This window comes from Ruegeria sp. G10 (assembly GCF_056533645.1).
This window is the reverse complement of the sequence record NZ_JBQFOQ010000002.1, coordinates 602138-616050: the sequence shown is the minus strand read 5'-3', so window position 1 is coordinate 616050 and position 13913 is coordinate 602138. Positions and strand designations below refer to the sequence as shown.

At 55.5% G+C, this 13913-nt stretch carries 12 protein-coding genes; 2 read left to right on the top strand and 10 right to left on the bottom strand.

The window, feature by feature from the left end; translation table 11 throughout:
* Position 1: 1 nt before the first annotated feature.
* From ACR0KM_RS06555 to ACR0KM_RS06510, 10 genes are all read right to left on the bottom strand, one after another.
* Positions 2-967 carry an ABC transporter permease gene (locus ACR0KM_RS06555; protein WP_480858418.1) on the bottom strand — a complete coding sequence of 322 codons (966 nt, stop codon included), beginning with the start codon at positions 965-967 and terminating at the stop codon, positions 2-4.
* A gap of 43 nt (positions 968-1010) precedes the next feature.
* Positions 1011-2522, bottom strand: a complete 1512-nt coding sequence (locus tag ACR0KM_RS06550; RefSeq protein ID WP_480858416.1) for an ABC transporter substrate-binding protein — start codon at positions 2520-2522, stop codon at positions 1011-1013.
* A complete protein-coding gene (locus tag ACR0KM_RS06545; protein WP_480821143.1) occupies positions 2519-3616 on the bottom strand; it encodes an ABC transporter ATP-binding protein in 1098 nt (365 codons plus the stop codon). The genes ACR0KM_RS06550 and ACR0KM_RS06545 overlap by 4 nt, the downstream gene beginning before the upstream one ends.
* Positions 3604-4629 carry an ABC transporter ATP-binding protein gene (locus ACR0KM_RS06540; RefSeq protein WP_480858414.1) on the bottom strand — a complete coding sequence of 342 codons (1026 nt, stop codon included), beginning with the start codon at positions 4627-4629 and terminating at the stop codon, positions 3604-3606. Before ACR0KM_RS06540 ends, ACR0KM_RS06545 begins: the two co-directional genes overlap by 13 nt.
* Positions 4630-5351: 722 nt before the next feature.
* Entirely contained in the window at positions 5352-6194 is an 843-nt protein-coding gene (locus ACR0KM_RS06535) for a glycosyltransferase family 2 protein (protein ID WP_480821147.1), read from the bottom strand.
* 22 nt (positions 6195-6216) lie between these two features.
* The gene (locus ACR0KM_RS06530; protein ID WP_480858412.1) at positions 6217-6618 is read right to left on the bottom strand and encodes a GtrA family protein; all 402 of its coding nucleotides are present in this window, start codon (positions 6616-6618) and stop codon (positions 6217-6219) included.
* A complete protein-coding gene (locus tag ACR0KM_RS06525) occupies positions 6599-7774 on the bottom strand; it encodes an FAD-dependent oxidoreductase (protein WP_480858410.1) in 1176 nt (391 codons plus the stop codon). The genes ACR0KM_RS06530 and ACR0KM_RS06525 overlap by 20 nt, the downstream gene beginning before the upstream one ends.
* The gene (locus ACR0KM_RS06520) at positions 7771-8721 is read right to left on the bottom strand and encodes a hypothetical protein (RefSeq protein ID WP_480821153.1); all 951 of its coding nucleotides are present in this window, start codon (positions 8719-8721) and stop codon (positions 7771-7773) included. Before ACR0KM_RS06520 ends, ACR0KM_RS06525 begins: the two co-directional genes overlap by 4 nt.
* A 98-nt stretch (positions 8722-8819) precedes the next feature.
* Positions 8820-9662: a sugar phosphate isomerase/epimerase family protein gene (locus tag ACR0KM_RS06515; RefSeq protein WP_480821155.1), complete on the bottom strand. Its 843-nt coding sequence runs from the start codon at positions 9660-9662 to the stop codon at positions 8820-8822.
* A gap of 3 nt (positions 9663-9665) precedes the next feature.
* Complete coding sequence (locus ACR0KM_RS06510) at positions 9666-10664, bottom strand: hypothetical protein (RefSeq protein ID WP_480858408.1); 999 nt, start codon at positions 10662-10664, stop codon at positions 9666-9668.
* Between the two features lie 765 nt (positions 10665-11429).
* Here ACR0KM_RS06510 and ACR0KM_RS06505 point away from each other — a divergent pair.
* Positions 11430-12356 (top strand): ExeA family protein, encoded by a 927-nt coding sequence (locus tag ACR0KM_RS06505; protein WP_480821159.1) that lies wholly within the window; start codon positions 11430-11432, stop codon positions 12354-12356.
* Positions 12353-13909 carry a GumC family protein gene (locus ACR0KM_RS06500; RefSeq protein WP_480821161.1) on the top strand — a complete coding sequence of 519 codons (1557 nt, stop codon included), beginning with the start codon at positions 12353-12355 and terminating at the stop codon, positions 13907-13909. The genes ACR0KM_RS06505 and ACR0KM_RS06500 overlap by 4 nt, the downstream gene beginning before the upstream one ends.
* Positions 13910-13913 lie beyond the last annotated feature (4 nt).

Below are 13913 nucleotides of genomic sequence, written 5' to 3'. Positions count from 1 at the left end.
GTCAGGCGTTCCTCAGACGGGGGTTCAGCAGCACGTAAGCCACGTCAGCCAGAAGGTTCATGAATATGAACCCCACGGCTGTGACCAGCACGATGCCCTGCACCACGGCGTAATCGCGGTTGAAGACGGCGTCGACGACCATCTTGCCGAAGCCGGGGATGGTAAAGATTTGCTCGGTCAGGACGGCCCCTGCGATCAGTTCTCCGAACAGCAGCGCGGTCAGCGTGACAATCGGCGTCAGCGCGTTGCGGAAGGCGTGTTTCAGGACCACGCGACGTTCATGCAGACCCTTGGCGCGGGCGGTGCGCACATAGTCGGACTTGAGCACGCCCAGCATGGCCGACCGCGTATGCCGCATCAGTGTCGCGGCCAGCGCGGTGCCCAGTACAAAGGCGGGCATCAGCATGGTAGTAATGGATTTCACCGGGTCCTCGGACAAGGGCACATAGCCTGAGGCTGGCAACAGGTTGAGCTTCACGGAAACCAGCAGGATCAGCATGATTCCTAGCCAGAAATTCGGAATCGACAGTCCGGACAGGGCCACGATATTGGCCACATAATCCGTGACAGTCCCTTTCTTGACCGCCGACAAAATGCCAGCCGGTATCCCGATCACAAGCGCAAACAGGATCGCCATGATCGCAAGCTGGATTGTCACTGGCAGCTTTTCCGCGATCAGTTCCGTCACCGGCTGATTGGTCCGCAGCGAAATCCCCAGATCGCCCTGTAGCGCATTGCCGACCCATGTCAGATATTGCACGGGGATCGGATCGTTCAGGCGATATTTCTCGCGCAGGAATTCCAGCACTTCGGGGTTGCGTTCCTCACCTGCCATGGCAAGGACCGGATCGCCGGGCAGCAGCTTTTGCAGGCTAAACACGAATATCGAGATCAGCAGGATCGTCGGGATCGCAATCAGAATGCGGCGCAGGATGAAAGACAGCATGGGATCAGGGCTTTCGGTCAAGGATACCCGCCCGGCTGGAGGACCGGGCGGGGGGGTGAGTGGCTTATTTCTCCAGCGTCACGCCTTCCAGACGGATCATGCCGTCGGGGTAGGGTGTGAAACCTTTGAGGCCATCATCCAGCGCCCAGATCCATGTCTGGTGATAGAGGTAAACGATGGGCATATCCTGCGCGAGGATATCGCGTGCGTTGTCGTATTCCGCCTTGCGGGCATCAAAATCGGTCGAGGCGCGGGCGTTGTTCAGCATCTCGTCCACTTTCGGATCCGAATAGTGGCTGTCATTGATGCCGCCGCCAGTGGTCATGAACTGGTGGATGTTGCCATCGGGGTCCACGCGGCCCGACCATCCGATTTGGCTGGCCTGATAGTCCCCGGCGCTTTGATCGGCCAGCAGGGTGGCGAATTCCTTGGACGTGATTTCGATATTGATCCCGGCCTCGGCTGCCATAGCCTGCACGACCTGCATCAGCTGCAGCGGAACGGTGGTGTTTGGCACCTGAACTTCCAAATCGATCCCGTCCGGGAAACCTGCTTCGGCCAGCAGAGCCTTGGCCTTTTTCACATCGCGCGCAGGTACCGGGTGATCGGTATCATACCACGGAGAGGTCGGTGGGAAGGGCTGGTTACCCGGCGCGAAGGCGCCCTCAAAGACGACCTGGTTGATCGCATCACGGTCCAGCGCATAGCTCAGCGCCTGACGCAGGCGTTTGTCATTACCCCAGGGGTTGTCGCCCTTTTCGCCATTGTTCACGTTAATGGTAATGCCCTGATACCCCAGTGAAACAGCACTTTCGACATTGATGCCACTGTCATCGTTGGCCTGCCCCAGATCGGTCGCGGCCAGACGTTCCAGCATGTCGATGTCACCCGACTGCAGGTTCGCAAGACGCACGGTGGTATCGGGAATCGGCAGGAAGGTGACGCTGTCGAAATGAATCTCGTCCGCATTCCAGTAGTCCGGGAACCGCTCAAGCGCGATACGGTCCTGCGCCACACGTTCCTTGAACTTGAACGGGCCAGAGCAGACCGGGTTGAGGCCAAAATCCGCACCTGCTGCCTTGGCCGCAGTCGGCGAAACCATCATGCCTGACCGGTCGGCAAATTGCGCCAGCAGCGTCGCATCGGGTGCAGCCATGTTGAAGCGGACGGTGTAGTCATCCACCACGTCGACGCCGGTCACAGATTTCAACTCGGACTTGCGGCGCGATTCCTCAAGGTTCTGCGAGCGGTCTATATTGTCCGCCACCGCCTGCGCATTGAACGGCGTGCCGTCATGGAACACGACGCCTTCCCGCAGGGTCATGGTCAGGGACTTGCCGTCCTCGCTCCACTCCCAGCCGGTTGCCAACTGTGGGATCAGTTCCAGATCTGGGGTTATGTCGACCAGCTTGTCACACAGCGAAGCATAAACGATCCGCCCGACGAAAGTGCGTGACTGATCAGGATCCAGCACATCGGCATCCGATTGCAAGGCGATGCGTAGGTCCGCCGCTTGGACGGACAGCGCGGTGGCGCTCAGAAGGCCGGCAAGAAGGCCGGTTTTGAAGGCATTCATGATGTTTCCTCTCTGTGGGTGGCAGAAGCCTGGGGAGTTTGGACAGCCGCGCGATACAGCGCGAACCGCTCTTCTGCTCCGGCGCTGCGGCGTCGGGGCGGGGCCGGTTTTCCGGCCTCTGGTATGGTTTTCCAATGGTGGCAGGCGACGTGATGGTCGGCATCTGCCGCGTCCAGAACCGGCGCAGTTGTCCGGCAATTGTCCTGTGCAAACGGGCAGCGGGTATGGAACCGGCACCCGGCGGGCGGAGATGACGGGCTGGGTGTTTCGCCGTTCAATACCATGTGCTCTCGCGCGCGTCCCGGCTCGGGTTCAGGGATCGCCGACAACAAAGCATGCGTATACGGATGGCGCGGCTGTTCAAAAACCTGATCAGCGGGGCCGGTTTCCACAACCTGACCCAGATACATGACGGCAATCCGATCGCTCATATGCCGGATAACGGCCAGATCATGCGCGATGATGACCAGCGTCAGGTCCAGATCCTGCTTCAGGTCGTTCAGCAGATTGACAACCTGCGCCTGCACCGACACATCCAGTGCCGATACCGGCTCATCCCCGATCAGCAAGCGCGGCCCCGAGGCCAGCGCGCGGGCGATGCCGATGCGCTGGCGCTGACCACCTGAAAACTCGTGCGGATAGCGATTGGCGTGATCCGGCAAAAGCCCAACCTGCGCCAACAGCGCCGCAACCTTTTGGCGGCGCGCGCCTTCGTCAAGTTCGGGCGCGTGTACTTCAAGCGGTTCGCCGACCAGCTTGCCCACCGTCATGCGCGGGTTCAGAGATGAGAACGGGTCCTGAAACACAAATTGCATCTGTTGGCGCAGCGGGGCCATATCCCGGCGAGGCAGGTCCTGCACCTCTTGCCCATCGAACAGAACCTGACCGGATGTCGGCCGGTCCAGCCGCATCAGCAGACGCGCAAGGGTCGACTTACCGCAACCGGACTCTCCGACAATGGCAAAGGTTTCACCGGTGCGGATGGTTAAGGAAACGCCATCTACGGCGCGCACAACGCTTTTGCGCTCAAAAAGCCCAGTGCCCAGGGTGAAATGACGTGTGAGGTCCCGCGCCTCAAGGATTACATCGCGCATTTGACCCCCTTGAGCTGTTCCAGCGGAGCATAGTGGCAGGCGACGGCGTGCCCCTGCCCCATCTGGGACAAGATCGGACGTTCGGCGCAGTCCGGGGTGGCAAAGGGACAGCGCGTCCGGAACCGGCACCCTTTGGGCATATCAGCCAGTGACGGCACGGTTCCGGGCACAGTGATCAGCCGATCCCGAGATCCCGTCATCCGCGGTACCGAGCTCATGAGTCCGATCGTATAAGGGTGCTGCGGATCATCGAACACGGCATCTACAGGGCCGCTTTCAACGATCTGCCCGCCATACATGACCGCCACGTTTGTCGCGATTTCCGCGACCACGCCCAGATCATGGGTAATGAACAGCGCCCCCATCCCCGTCTCAGCCTGAAGTTGGCGGATCAGATCAAGGATTTGCGCCTGAATAGTCACGTCCAGCGCCGTCGTCGGCTCATCCGCTATCAGCAGCGACGGGTTGTTAATCAGCGCCATAGCAATCATCACGCGTTGTCGCATTCCGCCGGACAATTGGTGCGGATATTCGTTCAAACGCTGCTCGGGTGCCGGAATCCCGACCCGGCGCAGCATGGCCAAAGCACTTTCTGCGGCCTCGGATCGGCTGCTATTGCGGTGATGCAGAACAGCCTCGGTAATCTGATCGCCAATCCTGAACGCCGGGTTGAGCGAGGTCATCGGCTCTTGAAAGATCATCGCCATCCGGTCGCCCCGGGTTTCCGCGTCCAGCTGCTCGGTGCGCAGGTCATAGGTGCGGCCCTCAAACTCCAGCTGCCCCGAGGGGATGTCGATGATATCGCGCGGCAGCAACCCCATCAGCGCCATTGCCGTCACCGATTTCCCGCATCCGGATTCTCCCACGATGCAGAGGGTCTCACCCGCCGACACCGAAAGGTCCAGCGCGTCCACAGCAGGCGCGGGCTGGCCGCGAAACGACAGGCTAAAAGCCGTTAGCTTCAGGATCGCGGCTTGAGCGCCATCCTCAGTGCCGGAGCTTTGCTTGAGCACGGATTTCAACCTTTTCGGATAACCAATATGCAATTGGTTGCATTTTTAGAAATTGGTTGTCAACGCATTGCTTTTGTTTTTTTCGCGGAGTTCCAGATGCAACATGCGCGGGTTTGCGGCGAGCGGATATGTTAGCTAATCGCCGGAGCATTCAGGGTGTGATCGTGCCTGTTGACACAATGATTTCGTACTGATGGCAGGGTAAAAACAGAAAACACCGATCGCCTATCCTGTTGATTTACAGTGTGTTAACTGTGTCCTCGCTCTTCGGGTCGTACCAGATCGTGGCTTACCTGCCCCGGGAGAGAAAAAAGATTGGGCGTCAACGATCCAGATATCTTTTTGTTAAGCTGAGGCTAGAGGCGATCGGAAGTGCCTGAAAAATAGGCGCGAGCCGGCCATAGAATTACTCTGGCGCGTTCCAGTCTTGCAAGAGTTCATCTAACGGCTCTGAAAAGAGTGTCAGAGGGGCCACCGCAAAACCCATATCCTTGCAAAGCTCTGAGGCCTATGTGGTGAAACAGACGATCGACCGAACTTAACCACTGATTTGATCGAAATCGGCTTGGATTGCCAAGTGCTCTTACCCACCAATCCTTGACTCGTGACGAGCTTTGAAACGTATTCGATCCAAGGCGGCAGTTGTACCTAGATGCTTGCCGGTACCGGTACCGCGCATCATGCGATAGATTTAAGGATTCCTAAGCTGTGGCTCCATCCCGTCAGTCTTTAGGTGAAAACCGCCCAAGTGCCGCAGCCATTGTTTGTTGAAGAATTTTTAGCTTGCCAGAGAAACCCGCGATTTTGGTCGGGGTTTTACCGCTGCTGGGATAGCTGCGCGACACCGGCACTTCGGTGACTCGCAGACCCAGTTGGCCTGCGCGCACGCTAAGATAGAACAAAAGTTCGTAAGCTTTGAATACGTCGCGAAAAGGTTGCACTGCAGGGTCCAACAGAAACCGCGCAGAATAGGCACGATAACCATTTGTGGTGTCTGTTAACTTTGTGCCCGAGGCCAAGCTCAGCATCGGGGCGTGGATCATCCGGTTTGCCACTGTACGTTCAAGGGGTGTGTTTTCATGAGCGCCATCCGAGTGATAACGCGATCCCTGCACATAGTCGTAGCCATCGCGCATTTTATGCAAAAATAGGGGGATTGCGTCCATCCCGTCCTTCCCGTTTCCGTCCACGGTGACAATACCTTGGTACCCCTGTTTTAGCGCCCAAGCATAAGCCATGCGAAGTTGCGCGCTTAGTTTTCCAGGCCCTGTTTTGGTCAGTCGCGCTCGAACACCCACCGCCCGCAGAAAATCCGGTTCCAGCGATCCGTCGGTCGAGCCCCCATCGGCAATAATGATATCAATCGGATGGTCCAGACCGCTCAAGGTGCGCAATTGTCCTTGAATTCGCTCCCCCTCGTTCAGGACCGGTATGACCAGGACAAATTCGTATCGTTTTGGGCCTAGTTCCAGAATATCGAATTCCGGGACCTGCCAGTTGGTGTCGGAACCAGCGCCTCGCGACGAAGCGTTGTCTTGAATTGCGGTGTCTGAACCAGGGTGCATTCAAACATTCTCCGGGTGTTGATTAAGGCTGTTCACTGAACTGAAAAACCCAATGTTTCGAAAGTAAAAAGTTGACGACGAACGATACGCCTACAGCCAGACAAAGAACGACCATGGGTGGCGTTTGTGCCGGCAATAAGGCGACCAGGCCCCATACCGCCGCGGCCCGGACAGCCATCGTAACAGCGAGAGCCCCCAGATAGCGCATTCGGCGCGCTCGGGCGCCCCTGGCTTTCTGACCTGCAAACGTCCAACGATCGAGAACGAAAAAGTTAAAGACGGCCCCTGAGGCAACACCTATCACGGCGGATAGTTCAAGCGGCAAACCAAGCGCCAACGCGCTCCGCGCGGCGGCAAGATCGACGACAAGGCCCAGCCCCACCGTGGTAGCATATCGCAAGAGCTCACGCCGATTCCGAGACATATCCGGACCTTCCAGAAAGAATATACCTGAAATCTGCATTCTTTAAGGCGACATGCCGCGCCCGAAGATGGGAAAACAGATCGTAAATGTTGTCGATCTTGCCCCCCAACACGGATGTAACCCTGCCCCCGCGGGGTTCCTCGTGGACAAGAATTGGGCGCCCGTCGTCAACCTCATTCTTCACAAGCACGGTTTTGATTTCATAGATAGAGTCGCCGCTCGTAATGCTGCCAACACACGGCAAATAGCGCGCCGCATCCAGCACCATGTGTCGGAGGCGGCTTGCCGGTTCAAGCCGGGAAAATGCCTCATAGGGGGAAACCGATTTTCCCTGATCTGTCCAACTGACGTGAGGAGTATAGCGTACGTGAGTTAACGAGTATTTCCCCGCTGCCGGGTAGGGCATCAGGGAAAAGAATGGACCATCCATAACTGTAACTGCATAGTTTTGCATTTCGTCAGGCGGGTCAACAAGCGCAACTTCCGTCATCTCGTGTTTTAGCCGCGCCAGCGGCAGCCCGGACCGCCTAAGAACATGATTGATCTGGGCATAGGTTACATTGAAGACATGGTCGGCAAGAATTTGGCTGCCATCTGACATATGCACGATCGCTGCCTGGGCGTCCGGGCGATCTTCGATCGATAGAACCTCGGTTTCAAGTCTTAGATCGAGCCCCAACGCGTCCATCCGCACCGCAAGTTGATTGGCCAAAACCGAGTAGTCAAACGCGAACTCATCTGCGCGAAAAACTGCTTCGACCCGGTCGCCATCAAACATTGCCGTTTCATGACGCGATGCCAATGCGATTGGGGCCTTCATGTTTTCAAACATCTTGTGAAATCGATTGGCTGACACCTTGGACCTTTGACGGGCCACCGCATACAGCATCTGAAAGTCCGACACGATTGCATCAGGAAAATCGGTCGCAAACTGCTGGCAAAGCTTACGCGATTTTAAGGCAGTCAACATCGAGCGCGGGTAGTGAAATCCCGAATGCAAACGTGCCTGATTGACCCGCGAAGCCCGGCTCATAATCTCTGAGCCGGCCTCGACCAAAACGACGTCCTGCGTTGTTGAACGCAAGAACAAAGCCAGACAGCAGCCATAGAAACCGCCGCCGATCACAACATACTTAACACGTCGCGAAGAAGTCACGACGCACCACCAGCGGATTGCTTTTGGCCTAATGGCGTTTGCCGGGCGACCTCTTGCCGCTCGTCTTGGCTTTCGGTTCCATCCGTATCGACATTCAATGCGTTCGACACGCTTTCAAAGAGATCGACCGAGCTCCGCTCAGCCACCAGGTAGTCGATAGTACGGCCGCGTATGATCTCCATCACTTTGCGCAGCGTGACACAGATGGCAAATAATGCAGCCCCCAAAAATGCGAGCATCCCCGAAATCGACAGTGACAACGTGGTCCAGCCCTCGGCAATATCAGCTTTGGTCAGATAGATGGTCACTACGTAAATCGCAAAAAGCACAGCACTGACAAAAATGAAAGCCGAGAACAAAGCTACAGCGCTAAGCAGCGACGGCCCAGCTTCGGTCACCATCCGGAGCAGCAGGTCGGATCTGCTGGTCATGCGCCCCTTCCAGCTGGACTCGAGAACTTTAGCTTCACCTGGGATATCGGGTCTGCGCCGTAGCACCGTCAGCGAGTTGTCTCGGGGCGGAAAGCGAAGGGCCAACACGGGGTTCGCATCTGTAAGCAGCCGGTTCAGAACAGTGCGCGGAACCGTGGTGGTTTGCATGTCGCTTGTACTGGCCTGAAACCCGCTTGCGCGACCCAGCACGGTAATGAAGGGTTCCGCCAAGAGTACCTTTTTACGCTGGCCAAGAATAACTGCGTTTCGGTCCTGCGCTTCGTCGATCATTGCGGGAATATTGAAGCTGCTTGCCTCATTTACTGAAGTTATGACAACAAAGTCACCGATCGCCTCCGAGGCGGCGATCACGCGGCGCTGACTGTTGTCCAGCCCGTGTACCACCGACAAATAGCGAACATTCGGAACGGCAACCAGCGCCTCTTCAAGTGCGGTATCGTATCCGGTTTCGTTGACGACAAGTATCTCCCAATAGCGGTAGTTTTTCGTCAGCAAATCCGCTGTTCTGGTGATCTGAGGGACCGCAGCGTCAGGAGCGTGGGCGTCGGTAAAACACACAGACACAAGTATGTCGTCACGCAGCTTGGGAACGCTCATCGGGCATCTCCGGTCACACAGCGTGCCCTAGACAGATTTTCAAGCGATGCATCTAAACCGGCCAGACCCTCTTCGGGTTGGCGCATTTCGATTGAAACGGCGTGCTGGTACTTTAGCGAGCGCAGGATTTGCAATACACGTGCTGTATCTTGCGGCTTGGCAGGCGCAGGCATCAGAAACGGCTCGCTGATATGGACATGGTTCAATACCGGGCCCGCGGCAATCAGTTGATCTTGCACGTGATCAAATGTGCCGGTCAGCAGCGTCGCACCAACGTCAAAATTCAGCATGATTGCAGCATGATCAGCACGTTTTACGAAAGCAAGCGTTTCATCAGGTGTAGTCAGAAAATTCGTGCCGTATTCGATCGGGTTGCATTCCATCGCGATTTTGGTGCCTTCGACTTTGGCGGCATCCGCTAGTGGTGTCAGAAATTCGATGGCTTTGTCGATGGCTCCGTTCGGGCTCAAGGTCGCTGGTCGCTGACGTTGCTTTGGCGAACCCATCACAAGATTTGGGACTCCCAGTCGACCGGCCAGCGTGATCGCACGCCTCAATCCACGCTCAAAAGCGGCGCGACCGGCGTCGTCACCGAATAGTTCAGCCCCATCCACGCCAAACAGCAGAGATTGCATCGATACCAGTGACAGGCCGAACTCATTTAGTTCGCTCTGGACAGACGCGATCTGTGTATCGGTTGGTTCGAATGGATCATCGGCAGTCGCGAACAACAGGCCAGGCGCGATTTCAAGCCCAGTGATCCCGGCCGCTTGGAGCCTAGCGTATGCCTTTAGACGATCAGCAGCAGACCAGGCGATATTGGAAACAGCAAACTGCATGGCCTAACTCTCCCTCGAGGCGGTGAAGAAGGCGGTCAGTGCAGCCAGAACATCATCTGCACTGCGATTGTAGGGGCCTTTTTGCCCAAAAAGTGGTGCATAACGGGTGCGCATATCCTCTTTGTGAAGCTTCCCGTTGGTTTCGGGCATTTCACCCCCCAAGAGCGCGCGATAAATGTCAGATGTCACAAGTGGTTCCGGCGCGAGGTGCAAAACATCCAAGTCAGCATCCAAGGCGCGGTCGATATCTTGTTTCAGCCGAGCCATTTCATAAAACTGATATGTCGTTTCACGATTGTGAAACATGACCGCGTTGACTCCAATTCCATCGGCCTCTGCGGTCAGAGCAGCATGGTCTCGCAATCCCGCCAATGCTGCACGATCAATCACATACATCCCTATCGCGTCATTGAAGGAATAGATCATGTCCAAGGCCGGAGCCAACGATTTAGGAAGCTGGATTTCCAGCATCTCATAGGTGGCTGCGTTCAGCATGGTTGGCATCGGGTTCATCAAATCGAACAGGAAGTTCTTCGTCAAACCTGACCCAAAAAGCGCAGGGAGACGGACGATAAGGCACTGCGGGAAATGAGCCTGACAAGCTTGCTCCAGCCTTCGCCGGTTGCTTCCGTAAGCGACAGTTTCCTGAAAATTCGTATCCGTTTCTGTATACCCACCATCGAAGCAGTCGAGGACTGCAATGGACGAAACCAATACAAATCTATCGGCCTGCATCTGCGATAGAGATGAAATCAGCGTGTCGATGCGCTGAGCATCGCGATCCGCATACTTGTTGGCTTCGAACATCGATCCCGGTGCGGCGGCGCAATATAGCGTACCAAATCGGTGACCTTCGGCGTGTTTCACCGTCCGTGAGTTGAATCCGTATGCATCAGGCAGATCCCGCGCAAGTGTGGACCCGACAAAGCCAGTATGTCCTAGAATCCCGATTTCGGGTTGTTGCGCCATGGTCAAATACACTCCAATCGGCTTCTTACTCATTACCTTTACTGCGGGCGATCGCAGCTAAATACAACAACACCCAGTAATCTAGTGACAGCCTATCGGCAGGTCTTTGGGTCCCGCTTCCGGCGGTTTTTGAGATAATCTCGCACCGTAGTAACGGGAGTAAGCACCGGCTCCTCTGCTGTCAAAAAGAAAAGCCAAGTCGCAGCCCCAGTTGAAATGGATCAGACTCAGAATCGACAAAGTTGACCAAAAATTACTAAGTTCAGCAATTGTTTGCGCCAGAATGCAATTCGACTGGCGTGATATGCCAACATTCACAATCGCCGCTATTGGGCCCGATTGTTTCCATCTCGAACTGCGCGCACAAAAGAGTGCTTAGTTGTTTACACAGCATCTACCGCTTCAGGGGGCGTTTCCAGCTGCGCTCTCAATTCAGTGATTTTGGCTATAGGTCAGAGTAATTCATCAACACAGTGGTAATCACTATGCGACACCTTACACGAGCAATGCGATTTAAAACAAATGGTTGAACGACCACCTTTGCTCATTCTCGGCTTGTGCTATGCTGAGCGGAAAGGGAAATCTGGCACGCGAGCAAAGGATTCGGGTTCGCAACAAACGGTCCCATCGAGTCAGAGCGATGGTCCATATAAGCGCTGTACTCGATGCATTTTGAGTTGTGGCTTAAGTCACACGCGTTTACTACGAGATGCAGTATAAAGAGTACCAGTAATTCAGAGCGCAGCGCTAACATGCATCACGTCCCGTGCCATGATGGGAATACTCGAGAGTTCAGAGATGTCAGCGCACGCAGATGAGTATGAAAATTTGAATGTTCGGCCCACCCATACACCAAGCGGTCCTGAAAGTTCGCTTGATATTTACACCGCTCATTTCGGGTTGACTGAGCGACCGTTTTCGTTGCTGCCCGATCCGGATTTCATTTTCTGGTCGCAAGCGCATCTTCAGGCCTACACCATGCTCGAGTATGGGATCCTGACGCGCGCACCGATCACCTTAATTACCGGAGATGTGGGAACCGGCAAGACAACGCTGCTGCACCATCTTCTGAAAAGTGTAGGCGGGGACGTGAAGATTGGTCTGGTTTCAAATGCGCATGGTGATCGTGGTGAGTTGTTGCGTTGGGTGTTAATGGCGCTTGATCAACCCGCCCCTGCCCTTGCCACCTATGTTGATCTGTTTGCCACGTTCCAGGCGCACCTGATCGAACAATACGCCCAAGGGTATCGTGTGATCCTGATTTTCGATGAGGCCCAGAACCTAACGCCGGAATCACTGGAAGAGCTCCGAATGTTCACCAACATTAACTCGAACAAGGACGAGTTGTTGCAACTGGTCCTGGTTGGTCAACCCGAGTTGCAAGATATGATCCGACGTCCAGAGATGCGCCAGTTCGCGCAGCGTGTAGCTTCGAGTTTCCATCTGAGGGTGATGGATAAGAAAACGGTACGCAAATACGTGGCACACAGACTGGATGTTGCTGGGGCCGAACGTAACTTCTTCAGCCCAGCTGCAACAGATTTGATCTACGAGACGACAAAGGGTGTACCACGGCTGGTAAACCAGCTTTGCGACTTGTCGATGGTGTATGCATTTACACGCGGTCGGAAGCGCGTTGTGCGGCACACTGTCGAAATGGTTCTGAATGATGGTGCCTTTTTCGCAGCGAGTTCAACTTCAGATAGTGACGGCCTGGCATCATGATGAACGATATACAGTTCTACCTCTCGTTGGTTTGGCGCAGACTCTATTTCATTGTCCCGGTGATCGCTTTTTGCACACTTGGAGGGGTGTACGCCGCATTCACCTTGCCACCTGTTTTCAAGGCCCAGGCCACGCTGGTTGTGGAATCTGCGCAGATTCCGGGCGATCTTGCATCGACCACAGTACAGGCCAGCGCCGTCGAAATCCTACAGATCATCCAACAGCGGGTCATGGCACGGGCCAATTTGCTGGACCTATCGCGCCGTTTCGCGGTGCATGATGGCCAGTCTGAACTAACGGACGACGAAATCGTCTGGGATATGGAAGAGCGAATTGAACTTGAGCTACCCTTCAATACCCTCAACCAGGCGGCGTTCGTTACGGTTTCCTTTGCAGCATCAGACGCCGAGGTCTCGGCCGAGGTCACCAATGAACTGGTAACGCAGATTCTGCAGGAAAATGTTGAAATGCGCACAGACGTCGCGGCGAAGACGCTGGATTTCTTTGTACAGGAAGTTGCGCGCTTGGATGGCGAGCTGGCGGAGCAAGGCCACAAGATTCTTGAGTTTAAAGAAGCCCATCAAGACGCATTGCCTGAGAGCCTGACATATAGCCGTGAAAGACAATCTTCGCTGCAGGAAAGGATGCTGCAGTTGGATCGCGAACTGTCAGGGCTGCGTGACCGCCGTGCGCGGCTTGTGGAAATCTACGAGCGGACCGGGCGCTCGGATCTGGCCGGAGAAAGTCTGACACCGGAACAGCGCCGACTAAGGCAGTTGCAGGACGAACGCGCCTCGGCTTTGGTCATCTATTCATCTGATCACCCACGCATTCGGTCTCTAGATGGTCAGATCGCGGCTTTGGAGGCCGCGAATATCCAGTTGGGCCTTGGGACCGAGACAGCACCAAACTTTACAGCCTTCGATCTGCAGGTCTCGGACATTGATGGTCAAATTGAGTTTATCGAGGCTCAAAGGGTCGACATAGAAGCCGAACTGCAGATGCTGGCACAATCCATCGAAGCCACACCAACAAATGCAATTGCTCTTGGGACGCTCGAGCGAGATTATGACAATCTGAGACTGCAATATACCCAAGCAACCGCCAGCCTTGCCGAAGCACGGACAGGCGATCAGATCGAGGCACAGTCTCGGGGTCAGCGCATCACAGTAACAGAGCCTGCGGTGGTACCGATATTCCCGGCGGAGCCAAGTCGCAAGAAAGTTGCTGCGATCGGCATGGCGGCCGGTATCGCAATTGCGGGTGGTTTATTTGTGTTGCTTGAGATTCTCAACTCTACCGTACGCAGGCCTGCCGATATCTCTGCTCGTCTTGGTGTGCCTGTCTTTGGGACAGTGCCGTACATGTGGACACGGCGCGAGATCGCTCTTCGGCGTAGCATGATTTTTGCTGGTCTGTGCCTGCCCATCGTTGGGGTGGCTGCGGCTCTCTACTTTGTTCACATCTATTACTTGCCACTTGATCTTGTTATCGAAAAAGTTGCCGAAAAGTTTGGCGCGACAGAACTGCTTGAGCGGCTGAATCTGGGATAACGGG